This is a genomic window from Arthrobacter sp. CDRTa11, from assembly GCF_026427775.1.
GTDB lineage: Bacteria > Actinomycetota > Actinomycetes > Actinomycetales > Micrococcaceae > Arthrobacter.
Genome location: NZ_CP044532.1, coordinates 1,926,722 through 1,948,233 on the forward strand (window position 1 = coordinate 1,926,722; position 21,512 = coordinate 1,948,233).

The 21,512-nt window shown below is 63.6% G+C and carries 21 protein-coding genes; 11 read left to right on the forward strand and 10 right to left on the reverse strand.

Annotated features, from left to right (window positions below; genetic code table 11):
- Window positions 1-105 precede the first annotated feature (105 nt).
- Window positions 106-621 (forward strand): transcriptional regulator NrdR, encoded by a 516-nt coding sequence (gene nrdR / locus F8G81_RS08785; RefSeq protein WP_267278602.1) that lies wholly within the window; start codon window positions 106-108, stop codon window positions 619-621.
- Between the two features lie 98 nt (window positions 622-719).
- Here nrdR and F8G81_RS08790 read toward each other — a convergent pair whose 3' ends face one another.
- The 3 genes from F8G81_RS08790 to map form a co-directional block, all read right to left on the reverse strand.
- Window positions 720-1,487, reverse strand: a complete 768-nt coding sequence (locus F8G81_RS08790) for an SDR family oxidoreductase (protein WP_267278603.1) — start codon at window positions 1,485-1,487, stop codon at window positions 720-722.
- A gap of 2 nt (window positions 1,488-1,489) precedes the next feature.
- Window positions 1,490-2,293: a polyphosphate--glucose phosphotransferase gene (gene ppgK / locus F8G81_RS08795; protein ID WP_267278604.1), complete on the reverse strand. Its 804-nt coding sequence runs from the start codon at window positions 2,291-2,293 to the stop codon at window positions 1,490-1,492.
- Window positions 2,294-2,362: 69 nt separating this feature from the next.
- Window positions 2,363-3,241, reverse strand: a complete 879-nt coding sequence (gene map / locus F8G81_RS08800; RefSeq protein WP_267278605.1) for a type I methionyl aminopeptidase — start codon at window positions 3,239-3,241, stop codon at window positions 2,363-2,365.
- A 120-nt stretch (window positions 3,242-3,361) separates the two neighbouring features.
- Between map and F8G81_RS08805 the strand changes: the two genes are divergently transcribed.
- Window positions 3,362-3,529 (forward strand): SPOR domain-containing protein, encoded by a 168-nt coding sequence (locus F8G81_RS08805; RefSeq protein WP_267278606.1) that lies wholly within the window; start codon window positions 3,362-3,364, stop codon window positions 3,527-3,529.
- Window positions 3,530-3,562: 33 nt separating this feature from the next.
- Here the strand turns inward: F8G81_RS08805 and panB are convergent, their stop codons facing one another.
- The gene (panB, locus tag F8G81_RS08810; protein ID WP_267278607.1) at window positions 3,563-4,468 is read right to left on the reverse strand and encodes a 3-methyl-2-oxobutanoate hydroxymethyltransferase; all 906 of its coding nucleotides are present in this window, start codon (window positions 4,466-4,468) and stop codon (window positions 3,563-3,565) included.
- Between the two features lie 273 nt (window positions 4,469-4,741).
- Between panB and glnA (F8G81_RS08815) the strand changes: the two genes are divergently transcribed.
- From glnA (F8G81_RS08815) to F8G81_RS08845, 7 genes are all read left to right on the forward strand, one after another.
- The gene (glnA, locus tag F8G81_RS08815) at window positions 4,742-6,082 is read left to right on the forward strand and encodes a type I glutamate--ammonia ligase (protein WP_267278608.1); all 1,341 of its coding nucleotides are present in this window, start codon (window positions 4,742-4,744) and stop codon (window positions 6,080-6,082) included.
- Window positions 6,083-6,091: 9 nt separating this feature from the next.
- Window positions 6,092-9,103, forward strand: coding sequence for a bifunctional [glutamine synthetase] adenylyltransferase/[glutamine synthetase]-adenylyl-L-tyrosine phosphorylase (locus tag F8G81_RS08820; RefSeq protein WP_267278609.1), 3,012 nt, complete (start codon window positions 6,092-6,094; stop codon window positions 9,101-9,103).
- A gap of 56 nt (window positions 9,104-9,159) precedes the next feature.
- Complete coding sequence (locus F8G81_RS08825) at window positions 9,160-9,603, forward strand: VOC family protein (RefSeq protein ID WP_267278610.1); 444 nt, start codon at window positions 9,160-9,162, stop codon at window positions 9,601-9,603.
- A 6-nt stretch (window positions 9,604-9,609) separates the two neighbouring features.
- A complete protein-coding gene (locus F8G81_RS08830) occupies window positions 9,610-10,146 on the forward strand; it encodes a GNAT family N-acetyltransferase (RefSeq protein WP_267278611.1) in 537 nt (178 codons plus the stop codon).
- A 1,317-nt stretch (window positions 10,147-11,463) separates the two neighbouring features.
- Window positions 11,464-11,952: a helix-turn-helix domain-containing protein gene (locus F8G81_RS08835; RefSeq protein WP_267278612.1), complete on the forward strand. Its 489-nt coding sequence runs from the start codon at window positions 11,464-11,466 to the stop codon at window positions 11,950-11,952.
- A 38-nt stretch (window positions 11,953-11,990) separates the two neighbouring features.
- Window positions 11,991-12,803, forward strand: coding sequence for an IS3 family transposase (locus F8G81_RS08840; protein WP_267278613.1), 813 nt, complete (start codon window positions 11,991-11,993; stop codon window positions 12,801-12,803).
- Window positions 12,804-12,912: 109 nt separating this feature from the next.
- Window positions 12,913-13,131: a hypothetical protein gene (locus tag F8G81_RS08845; RefSeq protein ID WP_267278614.1), complete on the forward strand. Its 219-nt coding sequence runs from the start codon at window positions 12,913-12,915 to the stop codon at window positions 13,129-13,131.
- 254 nt (window positions 13,132-13,385) lie between these two features.
- Here F8G81_RS08845 and glnA (F8G81_RS08850) read toward each other — a convergent pair whose 3' ends face one another.
- Window positions 13,386-14,810 (reverse strand): type I glutamate--ammonia ligase, encoded by a 1,425-nt coding sequence (gene glnA / locus F8G81_RS08850; protein ID WP_267278615.1) that lies wholly within the window; start codon window positions 14,808-14,810, stop codon window positions 13,386-13,388.
- Between the two features lie 261 nt (window positions 14,811-15,071).
- Between glnA (F8G81_RS08850) and F8G81_RS08855 the strand changes: the two genes are divergently transcribed.
- The gene (locus F8G81_RS08855; protein WP_267278616.1) at window positions 15,072-15,509 is read left to right on the forward strand and encodes an RDD family protein; all 438 of its coding nucleotides are present in this window, start codon (window positions 15,072-15,074) and stop codon (window positions 15,507-15,509) included.
- 77 nt (window positions 15,510-15,586) lie between these two features.
- On the opposite strand, the gene F8G81_RS08860 is transcribed toward F8G81_RS08855, so the two are convergent.
- The 4 genes from F8G81_RS08860 to lipB form a co-directional block, all read right to left on the reverse strand.
- Window positions 15,587-15,937 (reverse strand): DUF3817 domain-containing protein, encoded by a 351-nt coding sequence (locus tag F8G81_RS08860; RefSeq protein ID WP_267278617.1) that lies wholly within the window; start codon window positions 15,935-15,937, stop codon window positions 15,587-15,589.
- A 131-nt stretch (window positions 15,938-16,068) separates the two neighbouring features.
- Window positions 16,069-16,821 (reverse strand): DUF4191 domain-containing protein, encoded by a 753-nt coding sequence (locus F8G81_RS08865; RefSeq protein WP_267278618.1) that lies wholly within the window; start codon window positions 16,819-16,821, stop codon window positions 16,069-16,071.
- A gap of 86 nt (window positions 16,822-16,907) precedes the next feature.
- A complete protein-coding gene (lipA, locus tag F8G81_RS08870; RefSeq protein WP_267278619.1) occupies window positions 16,908-17,915 on the reverse strand; it encodes a lipoyl synthase in 1,008 nt (335 codons plus the stop codon).
- Window positions 17,912-18,580 (reverse strand): lipoyl(octanoyl) transferase LipB, encoded by a 669-nt coding sequence (gene lipB, locus F8G81_RS08875; protein WP_267278620.1) that lies wholly within the window; start codon window positions 18,578-18,580, stop codon window positions 17,912-17,914. Before lipB ends, lipA begins: the two co-directional genes overlap by 4 nt.
- A 138-nt stretch (window positions 18,581-18,718) precedes the next feature.
- Here lipB and F8G81_RS08880 point away from each other — a divergent pair, with 138 nt between their 5' ends.
- Window positions 18,719-20,587, forward strand: a complete 1,869-nt coding sequence (locus F8G81_RS08880) for a serine/threonine-protein kinase (protein ID WP_267278621.1) — start codon at window positions 18,719-18,721, stop codon at window positions 20,585-20,587.
- 29 nt (window positions 20,588-20,616) lie between these two features.
- On the opposite strand, the gene F8G81_RS08885 is transcribed toward F8G81_RS08880, so the two are convergent.
- Window positions 20,617-21,510 (reverse strand): TIGR01777 family oxidoreductase, encoded by an 894-nt coding sequence (locus F8G81_RS08885; RefSeq protein ID WP_267278622.1) that lies wholly within the window; start codon window positions 21,508-21,510, stop codon window positions 20,617-20,619.
- Window positions 21,511-21,512 lie beyond the last annotated feature (2 nt).

Sequence of the window (21,512 nt, forward strand, 5' to 3'; positions counted from 1 at the left end):
TAGCGGAAAGATCCGGCACTGCCCGTTGTTCAAGAACGTCGTGTATGAACGTCATGCAAGAACGCTGTGCAAGAAGGTTCTGCAAGAAAGCGAGAGAGGGACACCATGTACTGTCCGTTCTGCCGCAATCCGGATTCCCGTGTCGTTGACAGCCGGATGGCCGACGACGGTTCCGCCATCCGGCGCCGCAGGCAGTGCCCCGAGTGCGGCCGCAGGTTCACCACCGTGGAAACCACCAGCCTCTCCGTTATCAAGCGTTCCGGCGTGGGGGAGCCCTTCAGCCGGAGCAAGGTCATCAACGGTGTGCGCAAAGCCTGCCAGGGCCGCCCGGTCAGTGAGGACGACCTCGCGCTGCTCGCCCAGGAAGTCGAGGAACAGATCCGCGCTTCGGGAGCGGCCGAAATCGACGCCCACGAAGTAGGCCTTGCCATTCTGGGGCCTCTGCAGAAGCTGGACAAGGTTGCCTACCTTCGCTTCGCAAGCGTCTACCAGGCCTTCGAGTCGCTGGAAGACTTCGAGACGGCCATTTCGCTGCTCCGCCATGAGTCCGAAGAGGAAGCCAAGGACCTCGTGGAAAAGGGCGCCAAGGGCGCCAAAAGCTCAGAAAAGAGCCCACTGTAAGCTCCGGTGGTGGCAGCGGAGGGGAAGCCGCAGCCACCACCGGCACCAGCTGCCTGCTGTTCTCGGGCGCTATCCTGCCCCGTCGTGCGCCGCCCGGGCTAACGCCCGCCCGAGACAGGGAGAATGGCGCCGGTGATGTAACCGGCCTCTGCAGACATCAGCCACATAACCGCGGCAGCCACTTCATCCGGTTCCGCCCCGCGTCCCATCGGAATGGTGGGATTCAGCCGCTCCACCCGGTCCGGCATGCCCGCCGCCGCATGCAGGCCGGTATTGGTGCTGCCCGGAGCGACACAATTGACGCGTATTCCCTGGGCTGCAACCTCCGCAGCCAGCCCCACGGTGAGGACGTCCACCGCGCCCTTGGAAGCGGCGTAGTGGGCCCAGGTTCCCGGGGAACCGGCCTTGGTGGCGGTGGAGGAGATGTTGATGATGGAACCGCCGGTGCCGCCGCCGTCCGTGCCAAGCCTCCGGACGGCCTCCTGGCAGACAAAGATCAGGCCTGACACGTTGACGTCCATCACGCGGCGGACCGTCTCGGCCGGAACGTCGGCAAGCTTGCCGATCAGGTTGCCCGTGATGCCGGCGTTGTTCACCACCGCAGAGAGCCGGCCCAGACGCGTCGCGGCGTCGAACAGGTCTGCCACTGCGCCAGCATCGCTGACATCCGCTTCAATCGCGACGGCGGTGCCGCCGTCGTTCTTGATGTCCTGCGCTACCGAGCGCGCACCCTTTGCATCCACTGAATAGTTCAGAACCATGCTGTACCCGGCCACGGCAGCCCGCCGGGCTATGGCCGCACCGATACCGCGGCTGGCACCCGTAACAATCATCACGCCCGGGCTGCCCGTGGCAGCACTCTCCATGGCTACTTGACGAGCTTGTGCTTCACGGCGATCTCGAGGGCAGCGCCCACGATCCCCGCCTCATTCTTCAACTCCGCCGGGACGATTGGCGTCCGGAGCTTGAGGTTGGGCAGGTATTCGTCAGCGCGCTTGGAGATGCCGCCTCCGACGATGAACAGCTCAGGGGAGAAGAGGAATTCCACATGGGAGAAATAGCGTTGCAGCAGCACGCTGTACTCCTCCCAGCTCAGTCCGTCACGCTCACGGGCAACTGCCGAGGCCTTGGTTTCGGCGTCAAAGCCGTCGATTTCCAGGTGGCCGAGTTCTACGTTGGGCACCAGCTTGCCGTCGAAGATAAAGGCCGAACCAATTCCGGTGCCCAGCGTAATCACCAGGACTGTTCCGTCCACGCCCGCGCCGGCACCGTAGCGTGCCTCGGCAAGTCCGGCGGCATCGGCGTCGTTGACGACCTCGACCGGCCGGCCCAGCCGTTCCGTGAGCAACGCATCAAGATTGGTGTTGAGCCAACTCTTATCAACGTTGGCCGCGGAGAGGACCACACCATGCTGGATGATGCCGGGGAACGTGACTCCAACGGGGGAGTCGGGCTCCGGGGCCTCGGGCCTGGCAGAGAGCTCTGCCACAACTTGAGCCACCACTTCGGCGACGGCTGCCGGAGTGGCCGGCTGCGGCGTGGGCACACGGAACCTTTCGCCCAGGAGCTTGCCCTTTTTCAGGTCGACAATGCCGCCCTTGATTCCCGTGCCGCCGATGTCGATGCCGATCAGCGGTGCGTTCTTGTGCGACTTCTCGTCCTTCTTGGCCAATGTACTTCCATTCGTGGCAGTGGGCGGGCAGAGCAGGGCCGGCCATTGGGCCGGCCGGTTACAGGGTGGTCAGGGCAGGGTCAGGACTTCGGCGCCGGACTCGGTGACCAACAGGGTGTGCTCGAACTGAGCGGTCCGCTTGCGGTCCTTTGTGACAACTGTCCAGTCGTCCGGCCACATATCCCATTCCACGGTACCAAGGGTCAGCATCGGCTCGATGGTGAAAACCATGCCTGCCTCGATGACGGTGTTGTAGGCCGGAGCGGCGTCGTAGTGGGGGATGATGAGGCCAGTGTGGAATGCTTCACCGACGCCGTGGCCGGTGAAGTCCCGCACCACACCGTAGCCGAAACGCTTGGCGTAGGACTCGATGGCGCGCCCGATCACATTGATCTCCCTGCCGGGCGCCACGGCTTTGATGGCCCGGTTGAGGGATTCCCGGGTGCGTTCAACCAGCAGGCGCGACTCCTCATCGACGTCTCCGACGAGGAAAGTGTAATTGGTGTCTCCGTGCACGCCGTTGATGAACGCGGTGATGTCGATGTTGATGATGTCGCCGTCCTGCACCACAGTGCTGTCCGGAATGCCGTGGCAGATGACCTCGTTCAGCGAAGAGCACAGGGACTTCGGGAATCCGCGGTAGCCGAGAGTGGACGGATAGGCCTGGTGGTCCAGCAGGAACTCGTGGCCCACCTTGTCCAGCTGATCCGTGGTAACGCCGGGCGTGATGTGCTTGCCCACCTCAACGATGGCCTGCGCGGCAATCCTGCTGGCAACCCGGATCTTTTCGATGGTTTCCGCAGTCTTGACCTCGGAGCCCGTAAATTTGGCCGGACCCGGCTTGCCCACGTACTCCGGCCGCGGGATCGATGCGGGAACAGGGAGCTGCGGGCTGACGGTTCCCCGGGTGAGGGTGCCGGTGGGTGCAGTCGAGGCTAGGGAAGGCATAGATTGATCATATAAGGCAGCGCAGAACGCCAAGTAACTGGAGGCCGCAACCTGCCCGCGTAGGGGTAAACGTTACGTGGGTCACGCGGGGTCTCCTGCCGGCCGGAACGAGGAGCAACCATGACTGAGTACTGGTACAACGTGAACACCCACGAGGTGGAAGAGGACAAACTCTCCGACTGGAGCCAGCTGATCGGCCCGTACAAAACCCGGGAAGAGGCGGAGCATGCCCTGGAGAAGGTGCGGGCGCGCAACGAGGCCTGGGAAAAGGGCGAGGAAGACGACTAGGCCACCGGAAGCTGGCCGTGGGAAACCGGGCGTCTAGAAGGAGTGCTCCGGGCCGGGGAACGAGCCTGAACGGACGTCGTCGCCATAGGCCTTCGCTGCGTCGCCGAGGCTGGTGCGAAGGTCCGCGTACTGCTTGACGAACTTCGCCATCCGCCCGCCGCGCAGTCCTGCCATGTCCTGCCAGACCAGCACCTGCCCCGTGGTGGCATTTCCCGCGCCGATTCCGACAGTGGGCACACTGACTGCGGCGTCAACGGCGGCCGCGGTCTCTGCAGGAACCATCTCCATGAGTACGCAGAATGCGCCGGCGTCAGCCAGGGCCACGGCGTCCTCGATCAGCCGCTTGGCATCGTCGCCGCGGCCCTGGACGCGGTAACCGCCCAGCGAGTGCTCGCTCTGGGGGGTGAAGCCGATGTGGGCGATCACCGGAATCCCGGCCTGCACCATGGCCCGGACGGTTTCGGCGTAGTACTTGCCGCCCTCGATCTTGACCGCGTGCGCCAGTCCCTCCTTGAGGAAGCGGACGCCGGTGGCGACGCCCTGCTGCGGTGACACTTCATAACTGCCGAAGGGCAGGTCCGCCACCACCAGGGCACGTTTGGCGGCCCGCGCCACGGCCCGGCACAGCGGGAGTAGCTCGTCCACCGTGACGGGCAGGCTGGTTTCATTGCCAAAGACATTGTTCGACGCCGAATCGCCCACCAGGAGCACCTCGATGCCGGCCTGGTCGAAGATCTCAGCCGTGTACTGCTCATAGGCCGTCAGCATGGCAAAACGGGTGCCGTCACGCTTCGCCTGCTGCAGGTGGTGGATGCGGACTTTCGCTGCCGGCTTCGCAGCCGGTTCCGACGACGCCGAGGGAACGGAGGCAGGGCCGTTTCCATAGGGTGCGGGTACTTCAGCGGACGCGCGGGAGTCAGAACTATTGCTTGAGGCCATGGCAAGAGCGTAGTGCGGCACCCGCAGTCCGAGCTACCGGCTTTGGGCCCGGGCCGGGTGATTCGCGTCATATTCGCCGGTCCTGGACGTCCGCCGGCAGGCTTGTCCCGCCCCTCGGAGGCTGTGTTGAGTGCCGAGAGGTTGTTAATGCTGTGTTACGGGGGGTGCCGCCGCCCGCATTGGTGCCAATTGCTTAGTAAGGTGATGGTGAACTGCTTCCGGCTTCCCCTGTGCGGGCCCGGAGTGTGAACGTTTGACCGGAGAAGAGGCTTCATGGACCGCCAGCAAGAGTTTGTCCTGCGCACAATCGAAGAGCGCGACGTACGGTTCGTACGCCTGTGGTTCACCGACGTCGTGGGTTCGCTCAAATCGGTGGCACTGGCACCGGCAGAGGTTGAGGGCGCCTTCGAGGAGGGCCTCGGCTTTGACGGCTCGGCCATTGAGGGTCTTGCCAGGGTCTTTGAGTCGGACATGCTGGCCCAGCCAGACCCCTCCACGTTCCAGATTTTGCCTTGGCGCGGTGAGACGGAGCAGACGTCCCGGATGTTCTGCGACATCCTGACGCCCGACGGCGAGCCCTCCGCGGCTGACCCCCGCAACGTCCTCAAGCGCACCCTGGCCAAGGCCGCGGACATGGGCTTTACCTGCTACACCCACCCCGAAATCGAGTTCTACCTCCTCAAGTCCCAGGAACCCGGCCCCGACGGCTCCCCGGTCCCGGTTGACGAGGGCGGCTACTTTGACCACGTACCCGGCGGCGTGGCCCAGGATTTCCGTCGTACAGCAGTGACCATGCTGGAATCGGTGGGTATTTCCGTGGAGTTCAGCCACCACGAAGCCGGTCCGGGCCAAAACGAGATTGACCTGCGCTACGCCGACGCCCTGCAGACCGCGGACAACATCATGACGTTCCGCACGGTCATCAAGGAAGTAGCGCTGCAGCAGGGCACCTACGCCACCTTCATGCCTAAGCCTTTCACCGCCCACCCGGGGTCCGGCATGCACACCCACTTTTCGCTGTTCGAGGGCGACACAAACGCGTTCTACGAGGCCGGCGCCGAGTTCCAGCTGTCCAAGACCGCCCGCCAGTTCATCGCCGGAATCCTCAAGCACGCCCCGGAGTTCACTGCCGTGACGAACCAGTTCGTCAACTCCTACAAGCGACTGTGGGGCGGCGGCGAAGCCCCCAGTTACCTGAGCTGGGGACACAACAACCGCTCAGCGCTGGTCCGTGTGCCGCTGTACAAGCCAGGCAAGGGGCAGTCTGCGCGCATCGAATACCGCGGGATTGATTCCGCCGCCAACCCCTACCTCGCTTACGCCGTCCTGCTCGGCGCCGGGCTGAAGGGGATCGAGGAGGGGTATGAACTGCCCGCCGCCGCTGAAGACGACGTCTGGTCACTGAGCTCAGCCGAACGCCGGGCCATGGGCCATGACCCGCTGCCGGCCAGCCTCCACGACGCCATCCGGTCCATGGAGGAGTCCGAGCTGATGCCCCAGATCCTGGGCGAACAGGTCTTTGAGCACTTCCTGCGCAACAAGCGGGCCGAATGGCAGGACTACCGGCTCCAGGTGACGCCCTACGAACTGCAGCGCAACCTGGGAATCCTTTAGGCGGCAACGGTGAGCCTTGCCCGCCGTCTCATCTCGGCCGGCTTCAGTGACCTGGAGAAGGGCGAGCGGTTTCTGGCTGCCCGGGAACTGGAGGGCCTTGACCAGGACAAGCTGTTCGCGGGCCTGCAGATGGCGGCAAATCCGGACACAGCCCTCCAGTCGCTGGTGCGGCTGATTGAAAAACATCCGGCACTGCGTGACCTGGCCGGGGCGGATCCTGAAACAAGCGAACCTCTTTACCGTGTCCTGGGGGCTTCGGAGGCGCTGGGCGAGTTCCTCATCCGGCATCCGGAACATCTTGACGCGTTCGACGTCATCGCCAGCCCTGAGCCGCTGGGCGCGGACGCGGAACAGCTCCGCGCTGCCCTCCTGAGGTCAGTGCGGGCCGATCCGCGGGCAGCACGGCCTGTGGCCGGAATGACAGGTACCGATGCTTATGTGGCGCTTCGGACGGCCTACCGCCGGGGAGTAGTAGACCTCGCCGTCAAGGATCTGTGCGCGGCGGACCCCCTGGATTTCATGCCCGCCGTCGGCGCCGAACTGGCTGATCTGGCCGGTGCCGCCATCGAAGCGGCCCTGGCAGTTTCGCGGGCGGAGGCGGCAGCGCAGTTCAGCGCAAGCGAGGTGTCTGACGTTGGCCTGGCTGTCATCGGCATGGGCAAATGCGGAGCACGGGAGCTCAACTACATCTCCGACGTCGATGTCATCTACGTCATTGATGGCGGTGAGCTGGAGGACGCGCGGGGCAACACCATCGGAACGGCACTGGCCACCGGAATCTCCCGGGCCATCTCCTCCATCGCCAGGGAACCCGGGCTCTGGGAAGTGGACGCCAACCTCCGGCCGGAGGGCAAGTCCGGCCCCCTGGTACGGACCCTGGCCTCACACGAGAGCTACTACGCGCGCTGGGCCGAAAGCTGGGAGTTCCAGGCGCTGCTGAAGGCCCGCACCATCGCGGGGGATACCGGGCTGGGTGAACGCTACGAAAAGGCGGTGGCGCCGCTGATCTGGAGTTCGGCCGGCCGGGACGGCTTCGTTGAGTCGGTCCAGGCAATGCGGCGCAGGGTAACCGAACACATCCCCGCGGCTGAGGAGCAGCGGCAGATCAAGCTTGGCCGCGGCGGCCTCCGTGACGTTGAATTCACTGTTCAGCTGCTGCAATTGGTGCACGGAAAATCTGACGAGTCGCTTCGTTGCAAGGACACCACCTCGGCCATCGCGGCGTTGTCGGCAGGAGGGTACATAGGCCGCTCCGACGCCGCGGGGTTTGACCAGGCGTACCGGTACCTGAGGCTGCTGGAGCATCGGATCCAGCTGTTCCAGCTGCGCCGCACCCACCTGATGCCCGTCAGCGAAGCGGCCCTGCGCTCCCTCGCCAAGGCAGTGCTGGGTCCGTTCTCGCATGAGCGGCCGCATCCCGACGCCCTGCTGGCCGCATGGCAGAAGACGAAACGCTCCGTCCGTGAACTGCACGAGCGGATCTTCTACCGTCCGCTGCTCAATACCGCGGCAAGGCTCAGCACCGAGGATGCACGGCTGACGCCGGAAGCAGCCCAGGGGCGCCTCGCCGCGCTGGGCTACCGTGACCCGCAGGGCGCCATGCGCCACATTGAAGCGCTCACGGCAGGCGTCAGCAGGCGCGCGGCACTGCAGCGGCAGCTGCTGCCCATCCTCCTCGACTGGCTTGCCGAGGGCGTTGATCCCGATGCCGGGCTCCTGGCTTTCCGGCGAGTCAGTGAAACCCTGGGAACCACGCACTGGTACCTCGGCATGCTCCGGGATTCGACGGCGGCGGCGGAGCGGCTCTGCCATGTGCTCTCCAACTCACGGCTGATAGCGGACCTGCTGGAAGTGTCACCTGAATCCGTCAAATGGCTTGGCGATGACAAGGAGCTTGCGCCGTTAAGCTTCGAGGCGCAGTGGCAGGAAATAACATCCAAGATGTCCCGTCACGCCAACCCTGAGAGCGCCATGCGGCTCATCCGGTTGATCCGGCGCCGGGAGATCCTCCGGATCGCCATTGCGGATTCAGCAGGGCTGCTGGGCCAGGAGCAGGTGGGTTCCGCTCTTGCCGACACCGACCGGGCGGCGGTGCTGGGCGCACTCCGGGTGGCTGAGGGAATCGTCTCCGCCAAGGAACCGCTGAAGACGGCCGTGCTGGTTGTGGCCATGGGGCGCCAGGGAGGGCGGGAGATCGGATATGGCTCGGACGCTGACGTGATGTACGTCCACCGTGCGGTGCCCGGTCACACCGAGGAGGAAGCCCAGCAACAGGCGGGCCGGATTGTGGCCAAGGTGTCCAGCCTGCTGACCCAGCCGCTCAAGCCTGCCATCATGGCCGAGCGGGTGCTGCAGGTGGATGCCGATTTACGGCCGGAAGGAAAGAGCGGCGCCATGGTCCGCTCCCTGGATTCCTTCGCGGAGTATTATCGCCGATGGTCCCTCATCTGGGAGGCGCAGGCCCTGCTCAGGGCACGGCCGATGGCCGGGGACGACCAGCTGGCCCAGGACTTCATTGACCTCATCAACCCGATCAGGTATCCCGAGTCGATTTCCGAGCAGGATGTCCGGGAAATCCGCAGGGTCAAGGCGCGGGTGGAAGCCGAACGGCTGCCGCGTGGAGCGGATCCGGCGCGGCACCTGAAACTGGGACGCGGAGGACTGAGCGACGTCGAATGGCTGGTGCAGCTCCTCCAGCTTCAGCATGCAGGCAAACATCCTGCCCTGCGGACCACGTCGACGGTGGAGGCCCTTGACGCGGCTGCCTCCCTGGACCTGCTGTCCAAGGCCGATGCCCGGCTCCTGGCGGACGCCTGGCGGCTTGCCAGCAGGATCAGGTCCGCCAACGTCATCTGGAGCGGCAGGGCATCTGATCTGCTGCCGTCGTCCCGGCGGGATCTCGAGGCCGTTGGACGCTGGTGTGGCTACGAACCTGGCCAGGCGGCCGCCCTCGAGGAGGACTATCTTCGCCTCAGCCGGCGGGCCCGGGCCGTTTTCGAGAAGGTTTTCTACGGCCATTGACCTGACGCCCGGCCCCAGAGGCTGACACCCTCGGCGGCCGGTGCTACGTTGAGCCCATGGCTACTCAAATCTACTTCAACCTGCCCGTGAAGGACCTGAAGAGGTCCGTGGATTTCTTCACTACCCTTGGCTTTTCCTTCAACCCGGACTACACGGACGAAAATGCCACGTGCATGATCGTCAATGACAATGCGTTCGTCATGTTGCTGGTGGAAGGATTCTTCAAGACCTTCACGTCCAAGGAGATCGCCGATGCGGCCACCTCCACCGAGGCCATCATGGCCTTCTCGGTTGACAGCAAGGACGCTGTGGACGAGACAGTGCGGAAGGCGCTGGCCGCCGGGGGCACCCCGTCCCAGGAAGTCCAGGACTACGGCTTTATGTACAACCACAGCTTCCAGGACCCGGACGGGCACCTGTGGGAGGTCATGTGGATGGATCCCGCCGGTCCACCTCCCGAAAGCACGCCTGCCGAAGACACCGCCGGCCCGCAGTCCTGAACGCCGGTGCAGCAGCCTGTTTGGCTGATTTCGCTCCAGGACCTTGACGCTGACGCCCGCGCCATCCAGCTGGGTGCCGTCGCTGGCCTGGAACTCGCCGCGGGGCAGAACGATTTTGTTGGTGACCCCCTGCGCATGATGCTGGCCGGCCTGGCCGAGGATTCACGGCGGCCTTACGTCATCGAGGCCGGAGGGGAAGCCGTCGGTGTCCTCACACTGCAGTCAGGCGCGGCGCGGCTGGCCGGGTGGCCGGACGACGCGTCCGCCTGGCTGCTGCGTGGGTTCCTCATCGACAGAAGACGGCAGGGCCAGGGGCTGGGCCCCCTGGCTGCCGCCAAGGCCGTGGAAACCGCGGCAAAACTTACGGCGCGGCTGGAAGGCGGCGAGGCCGGCGTCGTACTTTCCGTCAACGTCCGCAATGCGGCAGGGCTCGCGGCCTACCGGCGGGCCGGATTCGTGGACCATGGCGAGTATCTGGGCGGCGGGTCCGGGCCGCAGCGGACCATGTACCGGAGTTTCGCCCTCCCGGGCAGTGCTGGATAACCGGAACGTAACGCTCCGGTGCGGGGCATTGCCTGAGGCGCGGGATTGGCCGATTATGTGGATGGTGGTGTTCTTCAAACCTTGTTGGGGGGAAGGCTTGAAAAGTCTTCGTCTCGGGGAGCATCGCTGGGGGGCTGGCTCCCGGTCTCAGCACGTCTGGAGTCAGCCTCCACCTTCGAGTCAGCGCCACCGTCGGCACAGCAGGCGGTGACCGCGCAAAGGTCCGGATGGACTGCCGAAGCTGGCAGTCCATCCGGACTTTTTGTGGGCGAAACAGTCCCCGTCAGCCCAAAAGGTTGTTCGGCGTCATTCTACGTGCGGGGTCTTTCTAAAGGCCTGCAGGTGTTCTACGGTTGCGACTATGAAGCTGAACGTGACCTATCAAGGCGGCGACAAGGACGGGACGTCCGATCTCCGCGAAACGCCTGATTTCCCGATCGAACTTCCTGGGGGGAGATACGAGTTGACCTTCAGGCATGCACTGCGGGAATCGGGCCCAACTGAGGCATTGGCAACGTGGATGCCCCATGAGGATTCGCCGAACTAGGGCCCGTCTCCCGCTGTGAGCGGTTCCTGAACGCAGATGAGGCCGGTCCTTGGTTTTTGTGCCAGGGACCGGCCTCATCTTTGTTTCAGTTCCCAGGTGTTTCGCGGGGAGAAAGTGTGACACCCGATCTGTAGGGGATTTTTTTCGCTATGCCTGCGAAGACGAGGTGGTGGGGGAGGGGTGTGGGGGGGCAGGGGCGTAAGCTCGGAAGGTAGTCCATGAAAACAATGGGGGGACCATGGAACGTCGAGAGTCTAAGTACCGATGCCCGAAGTGTCTGGCCCCATTGGTGGAGAGATGGTACAGGGGCTCCGATTCGAGCCTGGTGGGCAAGTTCGAGGCGCAGAGGGTAGGGTTGCCGTTCTGTCCTGCCGGGCACCGCATCACGGAGTGGAATTTGGCTGGTCAGCCACTCTTGGCGGTCTGAGCCTATGTGGTGGTGTGCCCGCTTCCTTATCTTCCTTCTGTCTCTCCTGGGGGCCTGACTGTGCCCCCGGGCCCTTTGGGGTACACCAAATGGGGGCACAATCAGATGGGGTTCGGACGTCTATCTGCTCTATGTTGGTCAGCTCCCGTGGAGCGCACGGCGACAGCGAAGGTGTACTCCCCGGGAACGTCGTTCAGGCCGTCATCGCAGCCTCTGTTGTGCAGGACGGGCGAGTATCCGCTGAGCGGATTTAGACGCAGAAAAGGCCGGCCCCGGGTGGTGAATGAACTGCTCCCCGAAAGTTGGACTGAGAAATCAGTCTTTACTTCCGGGGAGCAGTTTTTTGCAGGAGAGTAGTTCGTTATCTGAGGAACAGCGCGAGGCCGCGGTAGCGTTGTTCGAAATTGGTTGGGGCGCGAAGGCAGCGGCGACGAGCCTAGGGGTCCGCTCGAAAGCTGTCATCCGCATCCACGGCCTGTGGAGAGTACGCGGAGGTACGGCGCTGGTGACCAAATCAACCAAACGGAAGTTCACGTTCGAGTTCAAACTCGCCGCGGTCCGCCGGTTCCAAGCCGGGGAGAGCCAAATTGCCCTGGCGAAGGAGCTCCAGCTCTCCTCACCGGATCTGATCAAGAAGTGGGCGCGGATATACCGCAACGAAGGTGAAGACGCCTTGCGCCCGAAATCACCTGGCCGACCGACCTCACCTCCTAAGGCGCCGACGCAGCCAGAGTCGGAGCTGCAGCGATTGCGCCGCGAGAACGAGCGCTTGCAGGCAGAGGTGGCCTTCCTGGGAAAAGTAAACGCCTTGAGGGACGAGGAACAGCGCTAAAAGTCCGCGCTGTCATCGCCCTCAAGGCCGAACACCGATTGGAAGTTCTTCTCGACGTCGCCGAGCTGCCCCGGTCGACATTCTTCTATCACCAAGCTCGACTCCTCGCCCCTGACCCGCAAACAAACCTCAAAGCAGCCGTCACGAGTATCTTCGAGAAGAGCCAAGCCCGATACGGGCACCGCCGCATCCATATCGAACTGATCAGAGAAGGGTGGACGATCGCGAAGAAGACCGTACTGAAGCTGATGCGTTTACTGCGATTGGCCTGCAAGGTCCGGCAGAAGAAGCGGTACAACTCCTACAAGGGCGAGCAAGGAGTTGTTGCCCCGAACCTGTTGAAACGCCAGTTCGAAGCAGATGCGCCGAACCAAAAATGGGTGACAGACGTAACCGAGTTCAGCGTCGGCGACAAGAAACTGTACCTCTCACCGGTCATGGACCTCTTCGACCGCCAAATCATCTCCTACGCCATTGGAACCTCACCCAACCTGGAACTGACCAACTCATCACTGCGCTGCGCGCTGGCCACCCTGGAGACCGGACAGCAACCGCTCGTGCACTCCGACCAGGGATTCCAATACCAGCACACCTCCTGGCGCCTACTCCTGCAGAACGCCGGCGCGGTCCAATCGATGTCCCGCAAAGCCAACTGCTACGACAACGCCGTCATGGAAAACTTCTTCGGACACCTCAAAGAAGAGCTCTTCCACCGCGTCCGATTCCTCAACACCGAAGCCCTTGCATCAGCGCTGCACGAATACATCCACTGGTACAACACCGAAAGAATCTCTACAAAGCTCAACGGATTTAGCCCCAGCCAATACCGCGCTAACGCCCTTGCCGGATAGCCGGTAGTTCCCCGGTCCAGCTTTCCAGAAGGTCGTTGCATACCTGGATACCCGCTGGCCCTGGTGTTCCGGGAGTCAGCTCTATTGACCGCCCGGTTAGGCTCTGGACATGAGCGCTCTAAGGAAGAATCTGCCAACCAAGGGCCAAGCCGTGTTCATGGCGGTTATGTCCTTGCTGTGGATGGCCAGCAGCGCGGTGGCGGTGCTGGTGGAGGGTCGTCCCGCGACCCTCTTCTTTTGGCTCGTCATGGCCATGAACATCGTCCTCTTTGGGGTCTCCGTCTGGCTGTATCGGAAGGCCGCCAAAATTTCAGGACCATCGAGATAAACCACAGGCTGATGTCAGTCAGCACGCCTGCCGACGGCGGTTGTTAGGCGGCATGCTCCAACGCGAAGAAGTCCCCGTCCCAAGGTGGGACGGGGACTTCTGTGAATAGCCGCTCGCTCGCCGCTAGAGTGGACCTCGCACATATACGAGTCCAACTTTCGGGGACCAGTTCAGAAACCAGGGACCGGCCTCATCTTTATTTCAGTTCTTACGGACTGCCTGCGGACCAAGCGCCGTAGGGCCGTATGAATTAACTAGACGCCGTAGTAGAGCTCGAACTCGTACGGGTTCGGGCGCAGGGAGAGCGGACGGATCTCGTTCTCGTACTTGTACTCGATCCAGGTGTCGATCAGGTCCTGGGTGAAAACGCCGCCGGCCTGCAGGAACTCGTTGTCCTCTGCCAGTGCAGTCAGCGCTTCCTCAAGCGTGCCCGGAGCCTTGGGAATGTCCTTGGCTTCTTCGGCCGGGAGCTCGTACAGGTCCTTGTCGATCGGAGCCGGGGGTTCGATGCGGTTGCGGATACCGTCGATGCCGGCCATCAGCTGGGCAGCGAACGCCAGGTACGGGTTGGATGACGGGTCCGGAGCGCGGAACTCGATGCGCTTGGCCTTGGGGTTGGTGCCCGTGATGGGGATACGGATACCGGCAGAGCGGTTGCCCTGCGAGTAGACCATGTTGACCGGAGCCTCGAAGCCCTTGACCAGGCGGCGGTAGGAGTTCACCGTCGGGTTGGTGAAGGCCAGTACGGCGGAGGAGTGCTTGAGCAGGCCGCCGATGTACCAGCGGGCCATGTCAGACAGGCCTGCGTAGCCCTTCTCGTCGTAGAACAGCGGCTCGCCACCGTTCCACAGCGACTGGTGGCAGTGCATGCCGGAACCGTTGTCAGCGAAGACCGGCTTCGGCATGAAGGTTACGGACTTGCCCCAGGCGTCGGCCGTGTTCTTGACGACGTACTTGAACTTCTGCAGGTCATCGGCCGCGTGGGTCAGCGTGGTGAACTTGTAGTTGATTTCAGCCTGGCCGGCGGAGCCAACCTCGTGGTGGCTGCGCTCGACCTCAAGGCCGGCCTCGTCCAGGGCGACACACATGGCATCGCGCAGGTCCGCCTGCTTGTCAGTGGGGGAAACCGGGAAGTAACCGCCCTTGACGGGGGTCTTGTAGCCGAGGTTTCCGCCTTCTTCTTCGCGGCCGGTGTTCCAGTGTGCTTCTTCAGAGTCGATCTTGTAGAAGCTGCCCTGCGGGGTGGACTGGTACTGGACGTTGTCGAAGACGAAGAATTCGGCCTCGGGAGCGAAGAACGCGGTGTCCGCGATGCCGGTGGACGCGAGGTAGGCTTCAGCCTTCTCGGCGACACCACGGGGGTCGCGGTGGTACGGGTCCCCGGTGCGGGGGTTCACGATGGAGAAGTTCAGCGCAAGGGTCTTTTCCATACGGAAAGTGTCCAGGAATGCGGTGGTGACGTCCGGGATGAGCTGCATGTCGGATTCGGCGATGCCCTGGAAGCCACGGATGGAGGATCCGTCAAAGAGCTGGCCATTGACGAAGAAGTCTGCGTCAACGCTCTTGGCCGGCACGTTGAAGTGCTGCTGGACGCCCGGAAGGTCGGTGAAGCGGATATCGACGAATTTAATATCTTCGTCCTGGATGAACTTGAGGACTTCGTCCGCAGTCTTGAACATCTATGCTCCTTACGCATATGTAAAATCTGGCTGGCAAGCCATCTGATCCAGCGCAATCGTAAAGCAGGGAAACGCAGAGTTTCCCTGCTTTGAAGGATTGCTTGAAACTGCTACTACCCTATGGATCCGGCATTTCCCGTCCGTGTCCACATTGTTTCCGGGAGGTTACAGAAAGCCCTGATATGCAACGCTATCGAATGTCCAGATGGTGGTCTAACGGGTTCCACACTGTGAACCTCCGTGAGTCGCTAAGCTGGGACGGTGGTAGATCGTAAAGACATTGGCTCCTGGCTCACCGGACCGGATACTTCAGGCGTTTCCAGATATCCGGGGGAGCGGTTGGGCCTTCCTGAATCGGGGCAGGGATCCATTGCCAGGGCAGGACGGCGCATCGTTGCCATCTTTATTGACTGGTGTGTTGCGCTGCTGATCAGCAACTTCGTCTTTGGCGGGGACTCATGGGGAACTCTTGCCGTCTTTGCCGCAGAACAGATGCTGCTGGTGGGAACCCTTGGCTACAGCATCGGACACCGTGTGGCCGGCATCCATGTGGTGCGGCTTGGCGGCGGAGCGCCGGGGCCGCTGGCAGGTGTGGTCCGGGCTTTGCTGCTGTGTCTTGTGATCCCGGCTGTCATCTTCGATCCCGATCAGCGGGGCCTGCATGACAAGGCGATGAACACCGTGCTCATCCGGATGTAGCCGGTGCCTGCTTGGCACCGTGCTTGCCTGCCAAGCTGCGGTCGTTAGGCAGCCCGGTGCCAGAGGACTTGCTGGGGCTAGACGCCGGCAGTTTCCAGCGAATCTTCCGTCACTGCCTCGTGTTCGCTCAGGAGTCCGCGTTTTCCGGCCCAGCGCTCAAAAGCCACCGTTGCGAACGGGAAAACAGCAGACAGCCCGGCGAACAGGGCCACGGGGAAAGACCAGCGCTGAATCCGCCAGAGGGCGAGAGCGGCGACGCCGTAGCCCACGAACAGGGCACCGTGGACGGGGCCAGCTATTTCGACGCCAAGTTCGCTGGTTTTGGCGATCCACTTGAAGTACATGCCCACCAGCAGGGCCGCCCAACTGCATGCTTCCGCGATGGCCAGAATCCGGAACGCGCGGACTACTGCAGTCTTCAGGGGCATTTTCACGTGGTGTCCAATCTAAAGTGGGTTTGTTCAGCTTCTGGCCGGCCGGACCGGCATGCAGACAAAACCGCCCCGGTGGCCGGTTTGAGCCGGGCAGCCGGGGCGGTTCGTATAGCCAGAGGTGCCTGCTAGCGTCCGCGGTTGGGACGCGCCTTGTAGGGGTCGATGCCCTTGGGGATGGGGAGGCGGGTGCCCAGCGAGGAAATGCGCTTGGAGACGGCGTTGACCTCAAGCTTGGTGAGTTCCTTGTTCAGCTTGCCCATTTTCTTCGCTACCTGGCTGATGGGGACCTGCCCCTCTCCACGGCCGCTTTCGATCACATGAATGGTGACGTTCGGGAGAATCCGGGCCAGGCGCTTGCGTTCCGCCTCAACGAGCGGCTTGACGCGGTGGCTGGGCCCTTCGCTGACCAGGACAACACCGGGGCGGCCGATGGCACGGAACACGGCATCCTGGGTGCGAGGGTTCACCGACACGGGCTGATCCTCAGTGATCCAGCCGCGCTTCAAGGTGCCGAGGGCGGCACCGGAGGCGCCGGGCTGGTTCTCGATCTGGGCAAACGCTGCACGTTCGGCCCGCCGGGAGAGGATCAGCGTGGCGCCGAGCAGGCCCAGGGGGATGCCGATGATGAGGCCGGTGATCCAGTTTTCCAGCCAGAAACCCACCAGGAAGCTCACAGCCACAACGCCGAGGAATACCAGCAGCATCAGCCACGGGACCATGGGATCGTGGCGGCGGGTCATATTGAAGACTTCGCCGATCTGCTTTAGCCGGCTTGGCTTCTTGACTTTCGCTTCTTTTGGCTTGCGCGAGAAAAGGCCACGCTTCGGGGCGTCATTTGCCGCGGGAGTGCTGCTGCTGGAATCAGGGGATTTCGCCATAGTGCCTTAATTCTACGTGATTGATGCCTGAGGGCCGGACGCCGAAGATTCTCCGGCGCCGGCCCCCGGCACTACAAATGAGCGAGTCAGGAATGCGCTGCGAGCAGTGAGCTGGCTTCCTGGCGGGTGCTGCCGGAGGATTCGATGTGGGCAAGTTCGGCCGGGATTTCCCAGCCTTTCTTGCGCATCGCGGTGGCCCAGAGCCGGCCGGCGCGGTAGGAGGAACGGACCAGCGGCCCGGACATCACACCCAGGAAGCCCATCTCGATCGCTTCGTCCTGGAGGTCCACGAATTCCTGCGGCTTGACCCAGCGGTCCACCGGCAGGTGCCGTTCACTCGGGCGCAGGTACTGGGTGATGGTGATCAGGTCGCAGCCGGCCTCGTGCAGGTCACGGAGGGCTTCGGAGATTTCCCCACGGGTCTCACCCATGCCCAGGATCAGGTTGGACTTGGTGACCATGCCCAGCTTCCTCCCCTGCGTAATGACATCCAGCGACCGGTCATACCGGAACGCCGGGCGTATGCGCTTGAAGATCCGCGGCACCGTTTCGACGTTGTGCGCGAACACCTCAGGCTTTGAATCGCAGATCGCCTCGATGTGCTCAGGCTTGCCGGAGAAGTCCGGGATCAAAAGCTCGACGCCGGTGCCCGGGTTCAGTTCGTGGATCTTGCGGACCGTCTCGGCGTACAGCCAGACGCCTTCGTCGGCCAGGTCATCACGGGCCACGCCGGTGACGGTGGCGTAGCGCAGCTGCATGGCCTGCACGGACCTGGCCACCTTCGTGGGTTCAAACATGTCCACCGGCGACGGCTTGCCGGTATCGATCTGGCAGAAGTCACACCGCCTGGTGCACTCGGACCCGCCGATCAGGAACGTGGCCTCCTTGTCTTCCCAGCACTCAAAAATGTTGGGGCAGCCAGCCTCCTCACAAACAGTGTGGAGGCCTTCCTTCTTGACCAGATTCTTCAGCTGAACGAACTCAGGACCCATCTGGACCTTGGCCTTAATCCAGTCCGGCTTCCGTTCCACCGGGGTGGCCGCGTTCCGCTGTTCGATGCGCAGCATCTTCCGGCCTTCTGGTGCCAGTGTCACAGTAGAGCTCCTTCGGGGCTTGAAACGAGTGCTTCTTCATGCTTGCGGAATTCTTCGACGAGCCGGTCCGCGATATCGCCCGGGGAGATGTTCCTGCCGGCTTCGATGGACATCGTGGTGACGCCGGCGTCGGTAATGCCACAGGCGATGATCTGGGCATAAGGTGCCAGATCATTGTTGCAGTTGATGGCAATTCCATGCATTGTGACCCCGTCCAGGACACGGATGCCGATGGCGGCGATCTTCCGGTCCGGGCCCTTGCTGTCAGCCTTGATCCAGACTCCTGCGCGCCCCTTGATGCGCTCTGCGTTGATGCCGTAGTCAGCCATGACGGCGATCATCATGGCTTCGAGCCGCTCAACGTAGTCGCGGATGCCGGACCGGTTTTTCAGCTTGAGGATTGGATAGGCCACCAGCTGGCCAGGCCCGTGCCAAGTGAGTTTGCCGCCGCGGTCAACGGGCACTACGGGCGTACCGTCGAAAGGCCGCTCGTGGTCTTCGGTTAGCTTGCCGGCCGTATAGACGGCGGCATGTTCAAGGATGAGGACTGTGCTGGGCGCCCCGGCTGCGACGACTTTGTCATGGAGTTCGCGCTGGATGTCCCAGCCCTTCATGTAATCAACGAAATCCGGTGCAAGACCCAGCGTGGAAAACTCAAGAGTCATGGCATCCAGCTTAGACCCCGGCCAGCATCGTTCCGGATTAAGTGTGCAACCTCTCACCGGCACCAACGGACTCTTTCCCGCCGGGCGAGCCTGTGGATAACTTCTGCAGGAACGGCCAGATTCGGCTAGACATAGGTCATGGATGATTTCAGTGTCCCCGATGTTCCCGGCTATACCGTGGGACGGGAACTGGGCCGGGGCGCGAGTTCCAGTGTCTGGCTCGTCACTGAAGCACGCTCCGGCCGGGATTTTGCGCTGAAATGCCTGCTGAACGAATCGCCCCGGGATGATCGCTCCGGGGTTGCCGCGATTCATGAGGCCGTGCGGCGTGAAATCCGCATTCTCTCCGTGCTCGACCACCCGCACCTCATCAAGGCCCACGACGTTGTAAGGCTGTCGCCGGAGCGCCTGCACCCTGCTGCTCCGGACCACCCGGCTGCTCGGGACAACCCTGCAGCTTCTGACACGCCCGCTGACCCCGGTACAGACGGTCCTGGCCCTGGCCTGGGCCTGCTGATGGAATATGCCCCCGGAGGCTCCCTGGGCCAGCTGGTGCGCAGCCGCGGAAAGCTCAGCGTCGGCGAAACGGTGACGGTGTTGACGCCTATTGCCCAGGCTCTTGGCTATCTTCACGGCAGGGGTTTTACCCACTCCGATGTCTCGCCCGGGAACGTGCTTTTCACAGGGCACGGCAAACCCATGCTCGCGGACCTGGGGGTCGCCCGGATCGTGGGGGATGCCGCAGCCCTCGCTTGGGAGGGGACAGACGGATTCATGGACCCAGCCCCCGTAGATGCCATGCGGGCAGGTCTCCAGCCGGAGCGCGACGTGTATTCCGTGGCAGCGCTCGGGTGGTTTTGCCTCACCGGGGAGCCGCCCAGGAGAACCGCGGACCGGGCGCCCCTGCCCCTCCTGCGTCCTGATGTCCCGGCCGAGCTTGCCGCGGCGTTGGAGTCCGGCCTCAGCGACGACCGACGTCTGCGGCCCGCCGCCTTTGAACTGGCCGCAGCGGTTTACCGCAGTGCTGCACCGCTGCCGGTTGACCTCGGCGGATCGGTCCATGCGACAGTTATTCCCGAGCTGTTGACGCGGCGCCGCATGCCTGACCGTCCCGGCAGCGCCGCCGGCAAAACACTCCGCTCCTGGCATCGAAGGCTCTCAACGTCACGATGGTCCGGGCTGGTTGGTGCCCGGCAGGTCCTGCCCTTTCCCATGGGAAACGAGCCGGCCGCCGCTCCTGCAATCGGGGATAAGCGGGCCGTCACCCCGCCGCGGAATGACCGAACTGCTCAGGCTGTGCGGGGAAAGCATTCCACCCGGGGAACGCCGAGCCGCCAGGAGCCGCATGTTAGGCCGGGATTGCACGGCCATTCGACGATGCCCTGGAAAGGCCGCGTCTGGGGGATCCTGCAGCCGGCGGGGGCAGCCGTGGCGGTGCTGGCGGGAGCCATTTGGGCCGCTGGTGCCTTTGGACCCACAGGGGCAGGGCCATCGCTTACAGCAGGCCACTCTGCGCCGTCCGCCAGCCCGCAGCCCGCCGCGGATGGATCCGAGTCCACGGGGAGGATCGGAACCTCTGTGGACTTGGATATTCCGGAAGACGTCGCCGGCCAGCTGCAGTCGGCCAACCCCGCCGAAGCTGTGCATGCGCTGGCCTGGATCAGGTCCCGGGCCTTCAGTTCCGGACGCTTGGAGCTTCTGGACCAGGTCAATGCGCCCGGTTCGGCCGCCTTTGCCGCTGATGAGCGGGTCAGGGGGCGGCTGAGGGATTCGGGCCATGTCCTGGCCGGTTTTACGAGCACGATCTCCAGTTCAGACGTCGAGCCGGGGAACTCGTCCAGCCGTGCCGTGGTTACTGTCACCTCCGCAACATCCTCCTACCAGGAAAAGGACGGAACGGGGGCGATCGTGGCCGCGGCGCCGGCGGGGGAGGCCCAGGAGCTACGGTTGGTGCTTGTATCCGTCAACGGGCGCTGGCATCTCGCGGAAATTCTGCCCGGACCCTGAGTCTGCGCCGCTTCCTGACAGAAGGGAAATCAGTCCTTGGCCGCCACCCAGGCGGCGGCTTGCTGAAGCGTCGGATGCCGCCACTGGAAGCCAGCGCCCGACAGAACGCGGGGTTCCATGCGCTGGCTCGGCAGCAGCAACTCGTCCGCGAGCTTTCCCATGACAAGGCGCAGCGCGGGTGCCGGAACCCGGAGAGCGGCGGGCCGGTGCAGGGCCTTCGCAAGCGTAGCCACGAGAGAATTTACATCAGCAGTTTCCGGTGCACAGACGTTGACCGGGCCGTGCAGCGTGGAGCGGATCAGGAACAGGAAGGCCGCCGCGACATCGGGGAGGGTGATCCAGGGCCAGAACTGCCTGCCGTGTCCCAGCGGGCCGCCCAGCCCCAGCCGGAGCAGCGGCAGAAGCCTTCCCAGAGCCCCGCCTGCAGGGCTGAGAACCACACCCGTGCGGGGCGTCACCACGCGCACTCCTGTCGACGCCTCCTGTGCCGCGGCCTCCCACTCAACGCACAACCGGGCAAGGATGCCTGCACCGGAGGATGACCCTTCCCCAAGAAGTGCCGTACCGGCGTCACCGTAGTAGCCGGATGCCGATTGGCTCACGAAAACCCGCGGCGGCTGATCCAGGCTTTTCATCGCGTCGGTCAGGGTCTGGGTAGCCCGCAGCCGCGAACTGAACAGTTCCTCTATGCGGCGGCGCGTCCACGGGCGGTCGCCGATGCCGGCACCCGCGAGGTTGATCACCGCATCGGAAGCGGCCAAAACGCTGGGATCCAGCCGGCCGGCGTCGGGATCCCAGCGGACCTCCGATGCCGAGGACGGCGCCCGTCGGACAAGCGGCACGACGTCGTGGCCGGCCTCACGCAGGGAGACGGACAACTGGGTCCCGATCAGCCCGGAGGCGCCGGCAATCACGATTCGCATAA

Coding starts and splice junctions, on each gene's coding strand:
- nrdR (WP_267278602.1), top strand. CDS start 106: ATGTACTGTCCGTTCTGCCGCAATCCGGATTCCCGTGTCGTTGACAGC.
- F8G81_RS08790 (WP_267278603.1), bottom strand. CDS start 1,487: ATGGAGAGTGCTGCCACGGGCAGCCCGGGCGTGATGATTGTTACGGGT.
- map (WP_267278605.1), bottom strand. CDS start 3,241: ATGCCTTCCCTAGCCTCGACTGCACCCACCGGCACCCTCACCCGGGGA.
- F8G81_RS08805 (WP_267278606.1), top strand. CDS start 3,362: ATGACTGAGTACTGGTACAACGTGAACACCCACGAGGTGGAAGAGGAC.
- panB (WP_267278607.1), bottom strand. CDS start 4,468: ATGGCCTCAAGCAATAGTTCTGACTCCCGCGCGTCCGCTGAAGTACCC.
- glnA (WP_267278608.1), top strand. CDS start 4,742: ATGGACCGCCAGCAAGAGTTTGTCCTGCGCACAATCGAAGAGCGCGAC.
- F8G81_RS08825 (WP_267278610.1), top strand. CDS start 9,160: ATGGCTACTCAAATCTACTTCAACCTGCCCGTGAAGGACCTGAAGAGG.
- F8G81_RS08845 (WP_267278614.1), top strand. CDS start 12,913: ATGAGCGCTCTAAGGAAGAATCTGCCAACCAAGGGCCAAGCCGTGTTC.
- glnA (WP_267278615.1), bottom strand. CDS start 14,810: ATGTTCAAGACTGCGGACGAAGTCCTCAAGTTCATCCAGGACGAAGAT.
- F8G81_RS08860 (WP_267278617.1), bottom strand. CDS start 15,937: ATGCCCCTGAAGACTGCAGTAGTCCGCGCGTTCCGGATTCTGGCCATC.
- F8G81_RS08865 (WP_267278618.1), bottom strand. CDS start 16,821: ATGGCGAAATCCCCTGATTCCAGCAGCAGCACTCCCGCGGCAAATGAC.
- lipB (WP_267278620.1), bottom strand. CDS start 18,580: ATGACTCTTGAGTTTTCCACGCTGGGTCTTGCACCGGATTTCGTTGAT.
- F8G81_RS08880 (WP_267278621.1), top strand. CDS start 18,719: ATGGATGATTTCAGTGTCCCCGATGTTCCCGGCTATACCGTGGGACGG.
- F8G81_RS08885 (WP_267278622.1), bottom strand. CDS start 21,510: ATGCGAATCGTGATTGCCGGCGCCTCCGGGCTGATCGGGACCCAGTTG.